This is a genomic window from Variovorax sp. GW458-11-26-14-LB1 (assembly GCF_059423965.1).
Genome location: NZ_JBWKYW010000010.1, coordinates 81763 through 100434, shown reverse-complemented (window position 1 = coordinate 100434; position 18672 = coordinate 81763). Strand labels below are relative to the sequence as shown.

Here is an 18672-nt window from a genome sequence, read left to right as displayed (position 1 = left end):
AAGGACCTTGAACGATGAACGACACCACATTGCCTTCCGACCTGAACGCGCCCCTGCTGGACACCCCCGTCCTGGACACGCCCGCCGCGCCCCCTGCCGCCCTCGATCCGTGGGAAGCCATTTCGGCCGCGCCTGACACCTCGAGCGCCAGCGCCTGGCTCGACGCCCCGGCGAACACCGCGCACGCCCTCGCGGGCCAAGCCGACACCGCCACCAACGGCTTCGCGCTGCACCGCCTGTGGGACGGTTCGCTGCCCGTCGAGGCCTGGATCAACCAGGGCCTGGGCTGGGTGGTGGAACACTTCCGGCCCTTCTTCCAGACCGTGCGCCTGCCGATCGACAGCACGCTCAACTCGGTGCAGGGCCTGCTCACCGCCCTGCCCGCGCTGCCGATGATCGCGCTCATCGGCCTGCTCGCCTGGCAGTTCGCCGGCCGCGCGCTGGCCATCGGCACCGTCGTGTCGCTGATGCTGGTGACCGTGCTGGGCATCTGGCCCGAAGCGATGGTCACGCTGTCGCTGGTGCTGACCTCGCTGGTGTTCTGCATGGTCATCGGCCTGCCGCTGGGCGTGCTGCTGGCCAGCAACGACCGCGCCCAACGCGTGATGCGCCCGGTGCTCGACGCCATGCAGACCACGCCGGCATTCGTGTACCTCGTGCCGGTGGTGATGCTGTTCGGCATCGGCAACGTGCCGGGCGTGATCGTGACCATCGTCTTCGCGCTCGCCCCGCTGGTGCGCCTGACCAACCTCGGCCTGCGCCAGGTGCGCCCCGACCTCATCGAGGCCGCGCGCGCCTACGGCGCCTCGCCCTGGCAGATGCTCGTGAAGGTGAAGCTGCCGCTGGCCATGCCCTCGATCATGGCGGGCATCAACCAGGCGCTGATGCTGTCGCTGTCGATGGTGGTGATCGCCTCGATGATCGCCGTGGGCGGCCTGGGCCAGATGGTGCTGCGCGGCATCGGTCGGCTCGACATGGGCCTGGCCACCGTCGGCGGCCTGGGCATCGTGCTGCTGGCGATCACGCTGGACCGCCTGACGCAGGCCATGGGCAAGTCGCGCCGCAGCGCCGGCCACCGCTGGTGGCACACCGGCCCGGCCGGCTTCGCGCTGCGCCTGCTGCAGCGCCTCGTGGGCACGCCCTCGCGCGGCTCGCACGCCGACGACGCCGTGCCAGCCCTTTCCGCGCAAGCGCACTGACCGTCACGGAGGACAACCACGCATGAAGACCACCCGCCTCTTCCTTGCCCGCGGCCTCCTGGCGCTGGGCCTTATCGCCTTCGGTGCGACCGCACAGGCCGCCAACGACCTGCCCGGCCAGGGCATCACCGTGCAGCCGCTGAAAAGCTCGCTCGCCGAGGAAGCCTTCCAGACGCTGCTGGTGATGCGCGCGCTCGAGAAGCTCGGCTACAAGGTCGAGCCGATGAAAGACCTGGAACCCGCCACCGAGCACCTGGCCATTGCCAATGGCGACGCCACCTTCATGGCCAACCACTGGAGCCTGCTGCATGCCGACTTCTACAAGAACAGCGGCGGCGACGCCAGGCTGTGGCGCCAGGGCACGTACTCCGACGGCGCGGTGCAGGGCTACCTGATCGACCGCAAGACCGCCGAGCAATACAACATCACCAACCTCGCGCAGCTGAAGGACCCGGCCATCGCGAAGCTGTTCGATGCCGACGGCGACGGCAAGGCCGACCTCACCGGCTGCAACCCCGGCTGGGGCTGCGAACTGGCCATCGAGAACCACCTGAACGCCTACCAGCTGCGCGACAGCGTGACCCACAAGCAGGGCAGCTACGCCGCGCTCATGGCCGACACCATCGCGCGCTTCAAGCAGGACAAGCCGATCCTGTACTACACATGGACGCCCTACTGGGTCAGCGCCGTGCTGCGCCCGGGCGCCGACGTGGTCTGGCTGCAGGTGCCCTTCTCGCCCGCGCAGGCCGGCGCACAGGTCGACACCCGGCTGCCCAACGGCCGCAACTACGGCTTCCTGGCCAACGAGCAGCGCATCGTCGCCAACCGGACCTTCATCGAGAAGAACCCCGCCGCCGGCCGCCTGTTCGAGGTGATGAAGCTGCCGATCAGCGACATCAACGCGCAGAACCTGCGCATGAGCGAAGGCGCGAACAGCATGCGGGACGTGACGCGGCACACCGACGGGTGGATTCGGGTGCACCAGGCGACGTTCGACGGGTGGATTGCGCAGGCGCGCGCCGCGGCGCGGTAACACGGCCTCACACCCGCGCCGGCGCCCTTTCGCCCGGCGCCGGCCTGCGGTATTGGTGGCTGAGATAATCGAGGGCGTTCCCCCTCCAAGAAGACTCCCCACCATGACGACCACGATCCAGCAGGCCGACCTGATCGAATCGATCAGCGCCGCGCTCCAGTACATCAGCTACTACCACCCCGCGGACTACATTGCCCATTTGGCCAAGGCCTACGAGCGCGAGCAGAGTCCCGCCGCCAAGGACGCCATTGCGCAGATCCTGACCAACAGCAAGATGAGCGCCACGGGCCACCGCCCGATCTGCCAGGACACCGGCATCGTCAACGTGTTCCTCAAGGTGGGCATGGACGTGCGCTGGGGCGGCTTCACCGGTTCGCTGGACGACGCCATCAACGAAGGCGTGCGCCGCGGCTACAACCACCCCGACAACACGCTGCGCGCCTCGGTCGTGGGCGACCCGCAGTTCGATCGCAAGAACACCAAGGACAACACGCCCGCGGTGATCTTCACCGAGATCGTGCCGGGCAACACCGTCGAAGTGACGGTGGCCGCCAAGGGCGGCGGCAGCGAGAACAAGAGCAAGCTGGTCATGCTGAACCCCGGCGACAGCGTGGTCGACTGGGTGCTCAAGACCGTGCCGACCATGGGCGCCGGCTGGTGCCCGCCCGGCATGCTGGGCATCGGCATCGGCGGCACGGCCGAGAAGGCCGCGCTCATGGCCAAGGAAAGCCTGATGGACGACCTGGACATGCACGAACTGCAGGCCAAGGCCGCCTCGGGCGCCGAGCTCAGCAAGGTCGAGGCGCTGCGCCTCGAACTGTTTGAGAAGGTCAATGCCCTGGGCATCGGCGCGCAGGGCCTGGGCGGCCTGGCCACCGTGCTCGACGTCAAGATCCAGATGTACCCCACGCACGCGGCCAGCAAGCCCGTGGCGATGATCCCCAACTGCGCGGCCACGCGCCACGCGCACTTCGTGATGGACGGCAGTGGCCCGGTCTACCTCGATCCGCCGTCGCTCGACCTGTGGCCCGATGTGAACTGGGCCCCCGACGAAAAGAAGAGCAAGCGCGTCAACCTCGACCAGCTCACGCCCGCCGAAGTGGCGAGCTGGAAGCCCGGCGACACGCTGCTGCTGAACGGCAAGATGCTCACCGGCCGCGACGCCGCGCACAAGCGCATCCAGGGCATGCTGGCCAAGGGCGAGAAGCTGCCGGTCGACTTCAAGAACCGCGTCATCTACTACGTCGGCCCGGTCGATCCGGTCGGCAACGAAGCCGTGGGCCCCGCCGGCCCGACCACCGCCACGCGCATGGACGGCTTCACCGAGATGATGCTGGCCGAAACCGGCCTGATCGCCATGATCGGCAAGGCCGAGCGCGGCCCGGTCGCCATCGAGGCGATCAAGAAGCACAAGAGCGCCTACCTCATGGCCGTGGGCGGCGCCGCCTACCTCGTGAGCAAGGCCATCAAGACCGCCAAGGTGGTGGGCTTCGAAGACCTGGGCATGGAAGCCATCTACGAATTCGACGTGGTCGACATGCCCGTGACGGTGGCGGTCGATGCCGGCGGCACCAGCGCGCACATCACCGGCCCGGCCGAGTGGCAAAAGCGCATCGCCAGCGGCGAGTTCAAGACCATTCCGCTGGAAGTCGCTTGAACCCGGTCGGCGTGTTCGACAGCGGCGTCGGGGGGCTGAGCACGCTCGCCGCGCTGCAGGCCGAGCTGCCGACGGAACGCTTCGTCTACTTCGCCGACACCGCGAACGCGCCGTATGGCGAGCGCGGCGACGCCTACGTCATCGCGCACTCGCGCCAGGTGGTCGAACACCTGCTGCGCGCGCACGACATCAAGGCGCTGGTGGTGGCCTGCAACACGGCCACCACGGCGGCGATCCACGTGCTGCGCGCCGAATTCCCCGCGCTGCCCATCGTGGGCCTGGAGCCGGCGCTCAAGCCCGCCGTGGCAACGAGCCGCACGGGCCACATCGCGGTGCTGGCCACGCGCGGCACGCTGGCCAGTGCCCGGTACGCGGCCCTGCGCGAGTCCTTTGGCGGCTCGGCCACGGTGCGGCCCGTGCCCTGCGACGGCCTCGTGAAGGCCATCGAAGGCTTCGACAACCCCGGCATCGCCGCGCTGTGCGCGCGCTACATGGCGCAGGCCGGCCCTTTCGGCGACGGCGCGGGCCAGGTCGACACCGTGGTGCTCGGCTGCACGCACTACCCGCTCGTGAAAGACGAGCTGCAGCGCCACGCACCGCCGACGCTGCGCTTCATCGACACCGGCGCACCGGTCGCGCAGCAGACGCGTCGCGTGCTGACGTCGCTCGGACGGCTGGCCGACGGTCGCAGCGAAGGCACGCTGGTGCTCGAGAGCAGCGGCGACCTGGCGGTGCTCGAAGCCGCCGCGGCGCGCTGGCTTCCCGCACGCGCGCAAAACGCTTCGCTGCCTGCGGCAAACGCCGCCTGACATCACTTCACCGGCCATGCGCGCCCTCCTCTTCCTGCGTCATGCACTCGTTCTGCTGGGCCTGGCCTCGGCCGCCGGCCTGAGCCACGCCGCCTGCGAAAGCGGGTTGGCCGAACGCATGCACGCCAAGCTCTATCCGAAGCAGCCGCTCGACGAGCGGCTGGCCGCCTGCAAGGTCTGGCCGGCGTTTCCCGGCCGCAGCATCGTGGTGCTGCCCATGCCGCGCGAAACCACGGACAAGGGCGCCAAGGTCTTCGACCTCGCGCTGCTGCTGATCCAGCGGCCCGACAACGGCAACACCGACCGCGACACGGTGATCGGGCGGATCTTCCTGCCCGAGGCGCTCGACGAAGACGCCACCACCGCAATCCAGGAGATTCGCGTCGACACCTCGCGCTACGTGCTGTCGGCCGACACGCGCGCCTTCGGCCTGCGCGTGCGCTACCGCGGCAACAGCCCGACCTCGGGCCCGCAGGCCAGCGAGACCGTGCGCCTGTACGTACAGCGCGGCAACAAGCTGCAGCAGGTGCTGCAGGAGGTCGAGCTCGACCACGACAACGGCGGCTGGGACGCCACCTGCACCGGCCACTTCGAGAAGCTGCGCACCATGCTGTCGGTCGCCCGCACCACGAGCAACGGCTTTGCCGATCTGCAGCTGTCGCGCACGCTGGTGCAAAGCCGCGCGCAGGAACAGGAAGACCAGGGTTGCGTCGAGAAAGCGCTGCCCGCCAAGTTCAGCACCGTGACGCTGCGCTATGACGGCGAGCGCTACAAGGTGCCGAAGTCGCTGCAGCAAGCGCCCTGAGGCGCCGGGGCGCCGCTATCGCGCAGCAGCCTTGTCGTGCAGCGCCGCCTTGCGGCCGCGTTGCATGTCGATCGGCAGCAGCAGCAACAGCCCGCCGATGAACAGCGCGGCCGTCGAGAGGATCGCGATGCGCTGGTTGCCGCCGGTGGCCCAGGTGATCGCACCGAAGCTCAGCGGGCCGATGATGCTCGCCAGGCGTGTGGCGAAGGTCCAGAGGCCGAAGAATTCGGCCAGCTGCTGCGGCGGCGCGAGGTAGCCCGTCATCGCGCGCCCGGCCGACTGGCTCGAGCCCATCGCCAGCCCCGCGATGGCGGCGGCCCACCAGAAGCCGCCCTTGGTCGTGACCCATGCGGCAATCACGCACACCGCGATCCACGCAAGCAGCGTGGCGGCCAGCGACACCTTGTGGCCGATGCGGTCCTGCACGTAGCCGAAGGCGAAGGCGCCGAGCGCGGCCGCGACGTTGAGCACGAAGATCAGCACCATCGTCTCGCTCGCGACGAAGCCGATCACCTGCTCGGCGTAGATCGCCGCCAGCGTGATCGCGACCGCCACGCCGCCCTGGTAGCAGACGGTGCAGACCAGCAGCCACATGAAGTCGCGGTAGGCGCGCGCCTGCTGGAAGGTGGCCCGCAATTGCCGCCAGGCGCTGTCCTGGCCACGGCGGGCTTGCGGCACGGCGCGTTCGGGCAGCAGCGCGAAGGTGACACAGGCGGCCACGCCGTAGATCGTCGCCGTGATCAGCATCGTGACCGGCACGAAGTGCGCCGCCGGCAGCCCATGGGCCTGTGACCACAGCACATACGCCAGGCACAGCCCCAGCGCCAGCATGCCGCCGACATAGCCGAAGGCCCAGCCCCAGCCGCTCACCTTGCCCATGCCGTCGGCCGTCGCCAGCTCGGGCAGGAAGGCGCCGGTCAGCGACTCGCCGTAGGAATAGAAAGCATTGGAGACGATCACCAGCGCCATCGCGAGCGCAACGCCCATCGCGCCGCCCGCAAAGCCCGGCGTGAGCGCCAGAGCCGCCGTGGCGAGCACGCAGCCCGTGGTCGTCATGACCAGCACGCGCTTCTTGGCGGCGCGCAGGTCGGCCCAGGCGCCGATGGCGGGCATCGTGAGCATCACGATGGCGTACGAGGTGCTGAGGGCCGCGGTCCACGCGAAGGTGGCCCATGGCGCGCCCTTGGCGATGCCGCCGACGAAGTAGGCGGCGAACACCGCCGTGATCACGACCGTGGTGTAGCCTGAGTTGGCGAAGTCGTACATCGCCCAGCCGAACACCTCGCGCTTGCGCACGCCGGGGCGCAACGCGGAGGCTGGAAACAGGGCCATGCGGCCTTGGGACCGGGCGGTAAGGGAAAGGTCAGTGCAGGTGGCGCGGACGACGGCCACCGCCGTGACCACCACCGCTGCCGCCGCCGGCCCCACCGGCACCGCGCGGACGCTTGCCGATTTCGAGCGAGTTCACGAGCGCGTCGAAACGGTCGCTGAAGAGGCGGTCGATTTCGGCAACCACGCCGCCCAACTCGGCACCGTCGAAGTGGCGTTCCATGAGGTTGACCACGTCTTCGACCAGCAGGTCGCGCTGCACCTGCATGATCGCGGCCGGGTTGGGGCCCACGAACAGCATCAGGAAGTCGTCGCGCGATTCTTCGTCGGGATCACCCTCTTCTTCGTCGAAATCGGTGTCGTAGAAGGTGACTTCGATCGCGGCGCCGCGCTCGGAGAGTTCGTTCAGGCCCATGCACATCTCGTCGAGCGCCTGGCGGAAGTCTTCGTCGCCCGGCACGGTCCAGCAGATCTGCAGCGTGTGGTCCTTCTGCTCGAAGCGGATGCCGGGTTCTTCTTCGTAGGTGCTGGTGGCACCGTCGGCCAGCGATTTGGCGCCTGCGTATTTCCAGAGCGGCCGCAGCGCCTCCTGGATCTGCTCGAAGCTCACGTCCGAGCGCAGCGGCACATCGCCATGCACATGGATCTCAAATGGAGCGTTGTAGCGAGGCATCAAATACTCCCTTGTAAATATGGTGGTACCCGGAACGGGGGTCGAACCCGTATGCCCCGATTAAGGAAGCGGCGGATTTTAAGTCCGATGTGTCTACCAATTTCACCATCCGGGCCTCGGGTTGAACATCGACGATAACCCAAATGAAACAAGCCCCGGCAACGTCGGTTGGCGGGGCTTGTGTATCGGAGCCGATCGGTCTTGACGAGAGGGTGGAGGCGCGACCCGGAGTCGAACCGGGCTAGACGGATTTGCAATCCGTTGCATAACCGCTTTGCTATCGCGCCACGCTGAATAACGAAATCGAACTGCGAAAAAAAGGGAAGCTGCTTGCTTCCCTTTTTCAAAACTGGAGCGGGAAAAGAGTCTCGAACTCTCGACCTCAACCTTGGCAAGGTTGCGCTCTACCAACTGAGCTATTCCCGCGTTTCGAGCCTCAAATTATATACCAGTTTTTTGAGGCTTCACAAGTTCTGCAATCAATCGATCAATGTTTGACCGAGCCTTCGACGGCCGGCGCCCCAGCGCGCTGCTTGGCCAGTTCGGCCACTGCAGCAGCCGAAGCGGCCACCTCTTCGTCGGACAGCGGCTCGGGCATCTTCTCGAGTGCGATCTCGAGCACCTTGTCGATCCACTTCACCGGCACGATCTCGAGGCCGTTCTTCACGTTCTCGGGAATGTCCTGCAGGTCCTTGGCGTTCTCTTCGGGGATCAGCACGGTCTTGATGCCGCCGCGCAGGGCGGCCAGCAGCTTTTCCTTCAGGCCGCCGATGGCCGTGACCTCACCGCGCAGCGTGATCTCGCCGGTCATCGCGACGTCGGCACGCACCGGGATGCCCGTGAGCGCCGACACGAAGGCCGTCGTCATCGCCGCGCCCGCGCTCGGGCCGTCCTTGGGCGTGGCGCCGTCGGGCACGTGGATGTGGATGTCGCGCTTCTCAAACACCTCGTCCTTGATGCCCAGGCGGCGCGAGCGGCTGCGCACCACGGTGCGCGCGGCCTCGACCGATTCCTTCATCACGTCGCCCAGCGAACCGGTGCGGCTGATCACGCCCTTACCGGGCATGGTCACGGCCTCGATCGTCAGCAGGTCGCCGCCGACTTCGGTCCAAGCAAGGCCGACCACCTGGCCGACCTGGTTCTGCTTCTCGGCCAGGCCGAAGCTGTACTTGCGCACGCCGAGGAACTCGTTGAGGTTCTCGCCGTCGACCGTGACCTTCGGCGTCAGTTGCTTGAGCAGCAGGCCCTTCACCACCTTGCGGCAGATCTTGGAGAGCTCGCGCTCCAGCGAACGCACGCCGGCTTCCCGTGTGTAGTAGCGCACGATGTCGCGCACGGCGGCTTCGGTGACGGCCAGTTCGTCGTCCTTCACGCCGTTGTTCTTCATCTGCTTGGGCAGCAGGTACTTGATCGCGATGTTGGTCTTCTCGTCCTCGGTGTAGCCCGAGAGGCGGATGACTTCCATGCGGTCCAGCAGCGCCGGCGGAATGTTCATCGAGTTCGAGGTGGCGACGAACATGACGTCGCTCAGGTCGAAGTCGACTTCCACGTAGTGGTCGCCGAAGGTGTGGTTCTGCTCGGGGTCGAGCACTTCGAGCAGCGCGCTCGACGGGTCGCCGCGGAAGTCGGTGCCCAGCTTGTCGATTTCGTCGAGCAGGAACAGTGGGTTGCGCGTGCCGATCTTGCTCAGCCCCTGCAGCACCTTGCCCGGCAGCGCGCCGATGTAGGTGCGGCGGTGGCCGCGGATCTCGGCTTCGTCGCGCATGCCGCCCAGCGCCATGCGGGTGTACTTGCGGCCGGTCGCCTTCGCGATCGACTGCCCCAGCGAGGTCTTGCCGACACCCGGTGGGCCCACGAGGCACAGGATGGGTGCCTTCACCTTGTCGACGCGTTGCTGCACCGCGAGGTATTCAAGGATGCGGTCCTTGACCTTCTCGAGGCCGTAGTGGTCGGCGTTGAGCACGGCCTCGGCATTGGCCAGGTCGTGCTTGATCTTGGTCTTCTTGCTCCACGGCAGGCTGATGAGCACGTCGATGTAGTTGCGCACCACCGTGGCTTCGGCCGACATGGGCGACATGAGCTTGAGCTTCTTGAGCTCGCCCTCGGCCTTCTTCAGGCCTTCCTTGGACATCTTGGCGAGCTTGATCTTCTTTTCGATCTCCTCGATGTCCGCGCCCTCTTCGCCTTCGCCGAGCTCCTTCTGGATGGCCTTGACCTGCTCGTTGAGGTAGAAGTCGCGCTGGTTCTTCTCCATCTGGCGCTTCACGCGGCCACGGATCTTCTTGTCGACATTCAGGATGTCGACTTCGCGTTCGAGCTGGCCGAACAGGTTTTCCAGGCGCGCCTTGACGTCGTCCAGGTCGAGCACGGCCTGCTTGTTGTCGAGCTTGAGCGGCAGGTGGGCGGCGATGGTGTCGGCCAGGCGGCCGGCGTCGTCGATGCTCGAGATCGAGGTGAGGATCTCGGGCGGGATCTTCTTGTTCAGTTTGACGTACTGGTCGAACTGCTGCATCACCGCGCGGCGCAGCGCCTCGACCTCGGTGCCCTTCTCGCCGCCTTCGGGCGCCTCGACGGGCGTCACGTTGGCCGAGAAGTGCGTTTCGCCGTCATCGATGCGGTTCACACGGGCGCGCTGCTGGCCTTCGACCAGCACCTTCACGGTGCCGTCGGGCAGCTTGAGCATCTGCAGGATGGTCGAGACGCAGCCGACCTCGAACATGTCCTCGACCGAGGGTTCGTCCTTGGCGGCGGCCTTCTGGGCCACCAGCATGATGCGGCGCTCGGCCTCCATCGCCAGCTCGAGCGCCTTGATGCTCTTCGGGCGACCCACGAAGAGCGGGATCACCATGTGGGGAAACACCACGACGTCCCGCAGCGGCAGCAGCGGCAGGTCGAGGGCTTCGGGGGGCAATGGGGTATGACCAGACATGAGCGTCCTTGTCCTTTAGGCCTTTTTCGCCGTTTCGCGGTACACGAGCAGCGGGGGCTTGTTTTCGTCGATGGTCGATTCCTCGACCACCACCTTGTCGACATTGGTCGCGTTCGGCAATTCGAACATGGTGTCGATCAGCGACTGTTCAAGGATCGAGCGCAGGCCGCGCGCGCCTGTCTTGCGGGCCAGCGCCTTGCGGGCGATCGCCTTGAGCGCCGCGGGACGGATTTCGAGGTCCACGCCCTCCATCTGCAGCAGCTTGGTGAACTGCTTCACCACCGCATTCTTGGGCTCGGTCAGGATCTGCACCAACGCGTCTTCGCTCAGCTCGGCCAGCGAGGCGACCACGGGCATGCGGCCCACGAGTTCGGGGATCAGGCCGAACTTGATCAGGTCTTCGGGCTCGACTTCGCGGAACACCTCGGTGATGCTGCGCTGGGCCTTGCTCTTCACTGCGGCGCCGAAGCCGATACCCGAGGCCTCGGTGCGGTTTTCGATGACCTTCTCCAGGCCCGCAAAGGCGCCGCCGCAGATGAACAGGATGTTGGTCGTGTCGATCTGCAGGAAGTCCTGGTTCGGGTGCTTGCGCCCGCCCTGGGGCGGCACGCTGGCCATGGTGCCTTCGATGAGCTTGAGCAGCGCCTGCTGCACGCCCTCGCCCGACACGTCGCGCGTGATCGAGGGGTTGTCGGACTTGCGCGAGATCTTGTCGATTTCGTCGATGTAGACGATGCCGCGCTGGGCGCGCTCAACCTCGTAGTTGCAGCTTTGCAGCAGCTTCTGGATGATGTTCTCGACGTCCTCGCCCACATAACCGGCTTCGGTCAGCGTGGTGGCGTCGGCCATCACGAAGGGCACGTCGAGCATGCGCGCAAGCGTTTGCGCCAGCAGCGTCTTGCCCGAACCCGTGGGGCCGATCAGCAGGATGTTGCTCTTGCTGAGCTCGACCTCGTCGCCCTTGGTGTTCTTTTCCTTGTGGCGCAGGCGCTTGTAGTGGTTGTAGACCGCCACCGACAGCATGCGCTTGGCCGGCTCCTGGCCGATCACGTAGTTGTCGAGGTTGGTCTTGATCTCCAGCGGCGTGGGCAGGTCGCTGCGCGCGTCGCGCGCTTCCTCACCGGCCGGCAGCTCGTCACGGATGATCTCGTTGCACAGGTCGATGCATTCGTCGCAGATGAAGACCGAAGGGCCCGCGATCAGCTTCTTGACCTCATGCTGGCTCTTGCCGCAGAACGAGCAATAAAGCGTTTTTTCGCTGGAGGTGCCTTTTTTTTCGGCCATGGACTTTTGCCTCGTGACAGGGTATGGACAATGATAACTAAACAAAAACGGCGTTTCCCGTGTGGGAAACGCCGTTTTTGCCATTCTGGCGCCCGAGGCGCCGGGCGGCATTAACCGCGCTGGGAGACGACCTGGTCGACCAGGCCGTAATCCTTGGCCTCGTCGGCGGTCAGGAAGTAGTCGCGCTCGGTGTCCGACTTGACCTTTTCCAGCGGCTGGCCAGTGCGTTCGGCCAGGATGCGGTTCATCTGGTCCTTGGTGCGCAGGATGTCGCGCGCATGGATCTCGATGTCGGTGGCCTGGCCGCGTGCGCCGCCGAGCACCTGGTGGATCATGATCTTGGAGTTGGGCAGCGAGAAACGCTTGCCCTTCTCGCCGGCCGCCAGCAGGAAGGCGCCCATGCTGGCCGCGAAGCCCAGGCACATGGTCGACACCGACGGCTTGATGAACTGCATCGTGTCGTAGATCGCCATGCCGGCGCTCACGCTGCCGCCCGGGGAGTTGATGTAGAACGAAATGTCCTTGTCCGGGTTCTCGCTCTCGAGGAACAGCAACTGGGCCACCACGAGGTTGGCGGTCTGGTCGTTGACCTCGCCCACCAGGAAGATGATGCGTTCCTTGAGGAGACGCGAGTAGATGTCATACGACCGCTCGCCGCGGCCCGACTGCTCGACGACCATCGGGATCATGCCGAGGCCTTGAATTTCCTGTGCGCTCATGAATTTGCTCTCCGGAAAATGGATTCGTTCGCTCTGATTGAACTGTACGCCTGAGTGAAATGGGGCTCGTGCCGCAAAGCACAAGCCCCATCGGCGTTGCTGCATGCAGCGACGGAAACCAGCTTACTGCTGCTGCGCCATCAGTTCGTCGAACGACACCGACTTTTCGTTGACCTTGGCCTTGCCCAGCACGAAGTCGGTCACGTTGTTCTCGATGACCACGGCTTCGACTTCCGCCAGGCGGTTGTTGTCGCTGAAGTACCAGCGCACGACGTCTTGCGGCTTCTCGTAGCTGGCGGCCAGCTCGTCGATGTGGGCCTTGATCTGCTCGGGCTTGGCTTGCAGGTTGTTGGCACGCACCAGCTCGGCCACGACCAGGCCCAGGCGCACGCGGCGTTCGGCTTGCGGGCGGAACACTTCCTCGGGGATCGGGGCCTTGTCGGCGTCCTTGATGCCGCGCTGCTTGAGCTCGGCGCGGGCGCCGTCGATCATGCGGGCGACTTCCGACTGCACGCTGGCGTTGGGCAGGTCGAGTTCGGCGTTGGCCACCAGGGCGTCCATCACGGCGTTCTTGTTGCGGGCCAGCAGGCGGAACTTCACTTCGCGCTCGAGGTTGCGCTTGATGTCGGCGCGCAGGCCTTCCACGGTGGCTTCGGCGATGCCGAGCGACTTGGCCAGCTGCTCGTTGACTTCGGGCAGGTGCGAAGCTTCGATCTTCTTCACGGTGACCATGAAGTCGGCCTGCTTGCCGGCCACGTCCTTGCCATGGTAATCGGCCGGGAACGACAGCGGGAAGGTGCGGCTGTCGCCGGACTTCATGCCGCGCACGGCGTCTTCGAATTCCTTGAGCATCTGGCCTTCGCCGACGACGAACTGGAAGTCTTCGGCCTTGCCGCCCTGGAAGGGCTCGCCGTCGATCTTGCCTTCGAAGTCGACCGTCACGCGGTCGTTGTCTTCGGCCACGGCGTCCTGGGCGCGCTGGGCGAAGGTACGGCGCTGCTTGCGCAGGATGTCCAGGGTCTTGTCGATGGCTTCGTCGCCGACTTCGGCCGACAGCTTCTCGACTTCAGCGCCCGACAGGTCGTTGATCTTGACTTCGGGGAACACTTCGAAGACCGCGTCGAAGGCGAGCTGGCCTTCAGGCGACTCTTCCTTCTCGGTGATGCGGGGCTGGCCGGCGACGCGCAGCTTGGCTTCGTTGGCGGCTTGCGAGAAGGCCTCGCCGACCTTGTCGTTCATGACTTCGTAATGCACCGAGTAGCCATAGCGCTGGGCCACGACGTTCATCGGCACCTTGCCGGGACGGAAGCCGTCCATCTTGACGGTGCGCGCGAGCTTCTTGAGGCGCGAATCGACTTCGTTCTGGATGGTGCCGACCGGCAGGGTCAGCGTGATCTTGCGTTCGAGCTTCTCGAGAGTTTCAACGTTCACGGTCATGGTGTCTTCCTTGTGAGGGGTGTGGCTGGTGCGCGGGGCCGGACTCGAACCGGCACGTTCTTGCGAACGTCAGGACCTAAACCTGGTGCGTCTACCAATTTCGCCACCCGCGCGATGCCAAATTTCAGGTGAATGCAAAGGCGGACGGCCTCGGCGCTGCGGAAAAACCGCTGGCCCAAGACCGTCCGCCTGAAATCGGTCAACCGCGCATTTTAAACGCAAGAATGGGGGCCTTCCGGCTTCCCCCTTTGGGGGATTTCACCCACTCTCGCGCAAGGGATACGGGCCGCGCGAAAACGGCCCGTGAAAAGCGCCTTGTCAGGCGGCAGCGGTTTGCGGCTCCCGCTTGATGCGGAAGGCCGCGGCATACATGGCCGGCAGCGCCAGCAGCGTCAGCACGGTGGCCACGATCAGCCCGCCCATGATGGCCACGGCCATCGGGCCCCAGAACACGCTGCGCGACAGCGGGATCATCGCCAGCACCGCCGCCGCGGCGGTCAGCACGATGGGGCGCAGGCGCCGCACGGCCGACTCGACGATCGCGTCCCAGGCCGGCACGCCGGCGGCGCGGTCGAGCTCGATCTGGTCGATCAGGATCACGGCGTTGCGCTGGATCATGCCCATCAGTGCGATCACGCCGAGCAGCGCCACGAAGCCGAAAGGCCGGTTCAGCAGCAGCAGCGCGGCGGCCACGCCGGCGATGCCCATCGGGCCGGTGATGAACACCAGCAGCGAACGGCTGAAGCTGTGCAGCTGCAGCATCAGCAGCGTGAACACCAGGAACAGCATGATCGGCACGCCCGCCACGATCGAGGCCGAGCCCTTGGAGCTTTCCTCCACGGCGCCCGCCACCTCGATGCGGTAGCCGCCCTGCCCGGCCGCATGCCAGCCGGCCTCGAGCTGACGCAGTTTCGGCAGCAGCTGTTCGGTCACGGTGGCGCCCTGCAGGCCTTCCACCACGTCGCCCTGCACGGTGATGGCGTAGTCGCGGTTCTCGCGCCACATCACGCCCGGTTCCCAGGTGAACACCGGACGGGCGATCTGCGTGAGCGGGATCGAACGGCCCGTGGTCGTCGGGATATAGGCGTTGCCGATGTCCGAGATGGCCTCGCGCTCGTCGGCCGACTGGCGCAGCACGATGTCGATCAGCAGGTCGTTCTCGCGGTACTGGCCGACCGTGGTGCCGCTGAACATGGTGCGCGAAGCCTGGGCGATGGCCTGGCTGGTCACGCCGAGCGCACGCGCCTTGGCCTGGTCGATCTCCAGGCGGATCACCTTGACCGACTCGTTCCAGTTGTCGTTCACGCCGCGCATGTTGGGGCTCTCGCGCAACACGGCCTTCACCTCGTCGGCGCGGGCGCGCAGCTGGGCGGGCTCGGTGCCGATCACGCGGAACTGCACCGGGTACGGCACCGGCGGGCCGTTGGGCAGCAGCTTGACGCGGCCGCGCACCTCGGGGAACTCCTCGGCCAGCAAGGCGGGCAGGCGCAGGCGCAGCGTCTCGCGCACCTTCAGGTCCTTGGCCAGCACGATGAGCTGCGACACGTTGGTCTGCGGAAAGACCTGGTCCAGCGGCAGGTAGAAGCGCGGCACGCCGGAACCGATCCAGGTGCTGACGGTCTTCACGCCCTCTTCCTTCATCACGCGCTGTTCGACGCGCTTGGCCACTTCTTCGTTGGCGGCGAACGAGGTGCCTTCGGGGAACCAGATGTCCACCATGATCTCGGGCCGGCTCGAATCGGGGAAGAACTGCTGCTGCACCTTGCCCATGCCGACGATGCCCAGCGCAAAGATCAGCACGGTGGCGCCGATGGTCAGCCAGCGATGCTGCACGCACCAGTTCACGGCGCGGCGGAAGCTGTTGTAGAACGGCGTGTCGAACAGCTCGTGCGGCGGCGCGTCGGGGTCGTGCGGCTTCACCTTGAGCAGCAGCGTGCCCAGGTACGGCACGAAGTACACCGACACGATCCACGACAGCACCAGCGCGATCACCGTCACCGCGAAGATCGCGAAGGTGTACTCGCCCGTCACCGACTTGGCGATGCCGATCGGCAGGAAGCCCGCCGCCGTGATGAGCGTGCCCGTGAGCATCGGCTTGGCCGTGACGTCGTAAGCGAAGGTGGCGGCGCGGACCTTGTCGTAGCCCTCTTCCATCTTCCGCACCATCATCTCGACCGCAATGATCGCGTCGTCGACCAAGAGGCCCAGCGCAATGATGAGCGACCCCAGCGATATCTTGTGCAGCCCGATGCCAAAGTAGTTCATGGCCAGGAAGGTCACGGCCAGCACCAGCGGAATGGTGATCGCCACCACCAGCCCGGGGCGCATGTCGATGTACCAGCCGAAGCGCCCGCCCTTGTGCAGGCCGAGCGCGATGATGCTCACGGCCAGCACGATGGCCACGGCCTCGATGAGCACGCCCACGAACTCGTTGACCGAGCTGGCCACCGACACCGGCTGGTCCTGCACCTGTGCCAGCTTCACGCCGGCCGGCAGGCGCTGGTCGATGGTGGCGGTGGTGGCCTTGAGCGCCTTGCCCAGCGCGATGATGTCGCCACCCTTGGCCATCGACACACCGAGCGCAATCACTTCCTTGCCCTGGTGGTGCACCTTGACGGCCGGCGGATCGACATACCCGCGGCGGATCTCGGCGATGTCGCCGAGCTTGATCTGGTTGCCCGAGCTGCCGCGGATCGGCATTTCGCGCAGCTGCTCGACGCTGGTGAACTGGCCGCCCACGCGCACCTGCACCACATCGAGCGGCGACTGGATCGTGCCGGCGCTTTCGACCGCGTTCTGCGAGCCGAGCTGGGCCAGCACGGCGTTGAAGTCGAGCCCCAGCTGGGCCAGGCGCTTCTGCGAAATCTCGATGAAGACTTTTTCGTCCTGCACGCCGAACTGGTCGACCTTGGCCACGTCCTTCACGCGCAGCAGCTGCTGGCGCACGTCGTCGGCCAGCGTCTTGAGCTCGGCGTAGCTGAAGCCTTCGCTTTCCAGTGCGTAGATCACGCCGTAGACGTCGCCGAAGTCATCATTGAAGAACGGCCCCTGCACGCCCGCGGGCAAGGTGCCGCGCATGTCGCCGATCTTCTTGCGCACCGTGTACCAGACGTTGGCCACCTCGGCGGCCTTCGACGAGTCCTTGATCTGGAAAATGATCTGCGACTCGCCCGGCTTGGAGTAGCTGCGGATCTTGTCGGCGTACGGCGCTTCCTGCAGCGTGCGCTCCAGCTTGTCGGTGACCTGCTCGGCCACCTGTTGCGCGGTGGCGCCGGGCCAGTAGGTGCGCACCACCATCGCACGGAAGGTGAACGGCGGGTCTTCGTCCTGGCCGAGCTGGAAGTACGCGAAGGCGCCCAGCACCATCAGCACCACCATCAGGTAGCGCGTGAGGGGCGCGTGGTCCAGCGCCCATTTGGAAAGATTGAAGCCGGGCGACTTGTACTCGGACGCCGGAGTTGTCGCAGGGGTTGCGGGGGTCGCTGGGCCTTCCGTCATTTGGCGGCACCCGTTGCGATCTCCTTCTTCGTCGCGGCCACGGCCTCGACGGCCTGCTGCTTCGCCTGCGCCTGTTGCTGGCCATTGGCGGCGGCCGCCATGGCCTCCTTCGACTGGTAGATGGTGACCTTCTGCCCCGGCGACAGCACGTGCACGCCCGCGGCCACGACCATCATCCCGGTCGACAGGCCCGAGCCGATCACCGCCTCATTGCCGTCGGCCGTGACCACCTGCACCGGCTGCGAGCGCACGGTCATGCTGTCCTTGTCGAGCACCCAGACCGCCGAGCCCTTGCCTTCCTGGCGCAGTGCGCTGGTCGGCAGCTTGATCACCGCGACGTCGGTGCGCGCCAGCGCCTGTGGCCGGGCGTAGACGGTGGCGCCGAGCGCCGGCGAGGTCGCGGCGTCGATCGACACCTTGACCGAGTAGGTCCGCGTGACCGCGTCGGCACTGGCCGCCACCTCGCGCACCTGGCCCTGCAGCACCTCGCCGCCGGACCAGCCGCGCACCGCGACCGGCGAGCCGGGCTTGATCAGCGCGGCGCGGTCTTCAGGCACCGCAAACACCACGTCGCGCGCGCCGTCCTGGGCGATGCGCACGACCGGCGTGCCGGCCTGCACCACCTGCCCCGGCTCGGCCTCGATGGCGGTGATGATGCCCGCCACGTCGGCCACCAGCGTCGTGTAGCTGGCCTGGTTGCCTTGCGAGGCCAGTTGCGCCTGCGCCTGTTCAAGCTGGGCCTGCGCGGCCTTCCATGTGGTTTCGCGGCGTTCCAGTTCAGCGCCGCTGATGAAGTTCTGCGAGCGCAGCTCGGTGTAGCGCTTCAGGTCGGCGGCTGCGAGGTCGCGGTTGGTCTGCGCGGCGGCCTGCTGGGCACGGGCGGCCTCGGCGGCCAGGCGGTAATCCTGCGGATCGAGCTGCGCCAACACCTGGCCGGCCTGCACGTGCTGGCCGAGTTCGGCCTGGCGGCGGATGATCTTGCCCGCCACCCGGAAGCCCAGGCGCGATTCGACCCGGGCCCGCACCTCGGCCGAGAACTCGGGCTGGGCGTCGTAGTCGCTGGTCCCGACGGTCACGAACTTGACCGCCCTCACGGGCTCCTGGGCAGGCGGTTTCGGCGAACAGCCGGCCAGAAAGATGGCGGGAAGCAGCAGCCAGGCGGCGCTGCGGGCACGGAGTGAGGCGGCGGAGGCGGTCATGAGACACCCAAGAAGAGAGGAACCGGGCCATTAATGACCCACCGGTTAGTAATCTAGGGTAAACGTTAAACAGTGTCAATGACCCGCCGGTCAGTTGACCA

General features: G+C 66.5%; 13 protein-coding genes and 4 tRNA genes. 5 read left to right on the top strand and 12 right to left on the bottom strand.

Annotation, left to right across the window (positions count from 1 at the left end; genetic code table 11):
• The first annotated feature begins 14 nt into the window (after positions 1-14).
• The 5 genes from proW to AC07YS_RS09790 all read left to right on the top strand — a co-directional run bounded on the left by proW (position 15) and on the right by AC07YS_RS09790 (position 5503).
• Entirely contained in the window at positions 15-1199 is a 1185-nt protein-coding gene (proW, locus tag AC07YS_RS09810; protein WP_495267834.1) for a glycine betaine/L-proline ABC transporter permease ProW, read from the top strand.
• Positions 1200-1221: 22 nt separating this feature from the next.
• Positions 1222-2232 (top strand): glycine betaine/L-proline ABC transporter substrate-binding protein ProX, encoded by a 1011-nt coding sequence (gene proX / locus AC07YS_RS09805; RefSeq protein WP_495267833.1) that lies wholly within the window; start codon positions 1222-1224, stop codon positions 2230-2232.
• A gap of 103 nt (positions 2233-2335) precedes the next feature.
• On the top strand, positions 2336-3889 hold the full coding sequence (locus AC07YS_RS09800) for a fumarate hydratase (protein ID WP_062475824.1): 1554 nt from the start codon (positions 2336-2338) through the stop codon (positions 3887-3889).
• Entirely contained in the window at positions 3886-4698 is an 813-nt protein-coding gene (gene murI / locus AC07YS_RS09795) for a glutamate racemase (RefSeq protein ID WP_495267832.1), read from the top strand. Before AC07YS_RS09800 ends, murI begins: the two co-directional genes overlap by 4 nt.
• A gap of 16 nt (positions 4699-4714) precedes the next feature.
• Positions 4715-5503, top strand: a complete 789-nt coding sequence (locus AC07YS_RS09790) for a PA3715 family protein (RefSeq protein WP_495267831.1) — start codon at positions 4715-4717, stop codon at positions 5501-5503.
• A gap of 15 nt (positions 5504-5518) precedes the next feature.
• Here AC07YS_RS09790 and AC07YS_RS09785 read toward each other — a convergent pair whose 3' ends face one another.
• The 12 genes from AC07YS_RS09785 to AC07YS_RS09730 form a co-directional block, all read right to left on the bottom strand.
• Positions 5519-6835: an MFS transporter gene (locus AC07YS_RS09785; RefSeq protein WP_495267830.1), complete on the bottom strand. Its 1317-nt coding sequence runs from the start codon at positions 6833-6835 to the stop codon at positions 5519-5521.
• Between the two features lie 31 nt (positions 6836-6866).
• Complete coding sequence (locus AC07YS_RS09780; RefSeq protein WP_095745079.1) at positions 6867-7505, bottom strand: DUF6806 family protein; 639 nt, start codon at positions 7503-7505, stop codon at positions 6867-6869.
• A gap of 23 nt (positions 7506-7528) precedes the next feature.
• Positions 7529-7620, bottom strand: a tRNA-Leu gene (locus AC07YS_RS09775).
• Between the two features lie 98 nt (positions 7621-7718).
• Positions 7719-7792: transfer RNA gene (locus AC07YS_RS09770), tRNA-Cys, on the bottom strand.
• Positions 7793-7855: 63 nt separating this feature from the next.
• Positions 7856-7931, bottom strand: a tRNA-Gly gene (locus AC07YS_RS09765).
• A 61-nt stretch (positions 7932-7992) separates the two neighbouring features.
• Positions 7993-10434, bottom strand: a complete 2442-nt coding sequence (gene lon / locus AC07YS_RS09760) for an endopeptidase La (protein ID WP_139703709.1) — start codon at positions 10432-10434, stop codon at positions 7993-7995.
• Positions 10435-10449: 15 nt separating this feature from the next.
• Positions 10450-11718, bottom strand: a complete 1269-nt coding sequence (gene clpX / locus AC07YS_RS09755) for an ATP-dependent Clp protease ATP-binding subunit ClpX (RefSeq protein WP_062475840.1) — start codon at positions 11716-11718, stop codon at positions 10450-10452.
• Between the two features lie 110 nt (positions 11719-11828).
• A complete protein-coding gene (gene clpP, locus AC07YS_RS09750; RefSeq protein WP_062475843.1) occupies positions 11829-12437 on the bottom strand; it encodes an ATP-dependent Clp endopeptidase proteolytic subunit ClpP in 609 nt (202 codons plus the stop codon).
• A gap of 123 nt (positions 12438-12560) precedes the next feature.
• Positions 12561-13874, bottom strand: a complete 1314-nt coding sequence (gene tig, locus AC07YS_RS09745) for a trigger factor (protein ID WP_070060465.1) — start codon at positions 13872-13874, stop codon at positions 12561-12563.
• 26 nt (positions 13875-13900) lie between these two features.
• Positions 13901-13987, bottom strand: a tRNA-Leu gene (locus AC07YS_RS09740).
• A gap of 205 nt (positions 13988-14192) precedes the next feature.
• Positions 14193-17372 carry an efflux RND transporter permease subunit gene (locus AC07YS_RS09735; RefSeq protein WP_174250220.1) on the bottom strand — a complete coding sequence of 1060 codons (3180 nt, stop codon included), beginning with the start codon at positions 17370-17372 and terminating at the stop codon, positions 14193-14195.
• Complete coding sequence (locus tag AC07YS_RS09730; RefSeq protein ID WP_495267829.1) at positions 17369-18571, bottom strand: efflux RND transporter periplasmic adaptor subunit; 1203 nt, start codon at positions 18569-18571, stop codon at positions 17369-17371. Before AC07YS_RS09730 ends, AC07YS_RS09735 begins: the two co-directional genes overlap by 4 nt.
• Between the last annotated feature and the right edge of the window lie 101 nt (positions 18572-18672).

What these genes read in the sequence shown, in the direction of transcription:
- proW (WP_495267834.1), top strand. Translation starts at nt 15, where the DNA reads ATGAACGACACCACATTGCCTTCCGACCTGAACGCGCCCCTGCTGGAC.
- proX (WP_495267833.1), top strand. Translation starts at nt 1,222, where the DNA reads ATGAAGACCACCCGCCTCTTCCTTGCCCGCGGCCTCCTGGCGCTGGGC.
- AC07YS_RS09800 (WP_062475824.1), top strand. Translation starts at nt 2,336, where the DNA reads ATGACGACCACGATCCAGCAGGCCGACCTGATCGAATCGATCAGCGCC.
- AC07YS_RS09790 (WP_495267831.1), top strand. Translation starts at nt 4,715, where the DNA reads ATGCGCGCCCTCCTCTTCCTGCGTCATGCACTCGTTCTGCTGGGCCTG.
- AC07YS_RS09785 (WP_495267830.1), bottom strand. Translation starts at nt 6,835, where the DNA reads ATGGCCCTGTTTCCAGCCTCCGCGTTGCGCCCCGGCGTGCGCAAGCGC.
- AC07YS_RS09780 (WP_095745079.1), bottom strand. Translation starts at nt 7,505, where the DNA reads ATGCCTCGCTACAACGCTCCATTTGAGATCCATGTGCATGGCGATGTG.
- lon (WP_139703709.1), bottom strand. Translation starts at nt 10,434, where the DNA reads ATGTCTGGTCATACCCCATTGCCCCCCGAAGCCCTCGACCTGCCGCTG.
- clpX (WP_062475840.1), bottom strand. Translation starts at nt 11,718, where the DNA reads ATGGCCGAAAAAAAAGGCACCTCCAGCGAAAAAACGCTTTATTGCTCG.
- clpP (WP_062475843.1), bottom strand. Translation starts at nt 12,437, where the DNA reads ATGAGCGCACAGGAAATTCAAGGCCTCGGCATGATCCCGATGGTCGTC.
- tig (WP_070060465.1), bottom strand. Translation starts at nt 13,874, where the DNA reads ATGACCGTGAACGTTGAAACTCTCGAGAAGCTCGAACGCAAGATCACG.
- AC07YS_RS09735 (WP_174250220.1), bottom strand. Translation starts at nt 17,372, where the DNA reads ATGACGGAAGGCCCAGCGACCCCCGCAACCCCTGCGACAACTCCGGCG.
- AC07YS_RS09730 (WP_495267829.1), bottom strand. Translation starts at nt 18,571, where the DNA reads ATGACCGCCTCCGCCGCCTCACTCCGTGCCCGCAGCGCCGCCTGGCTG.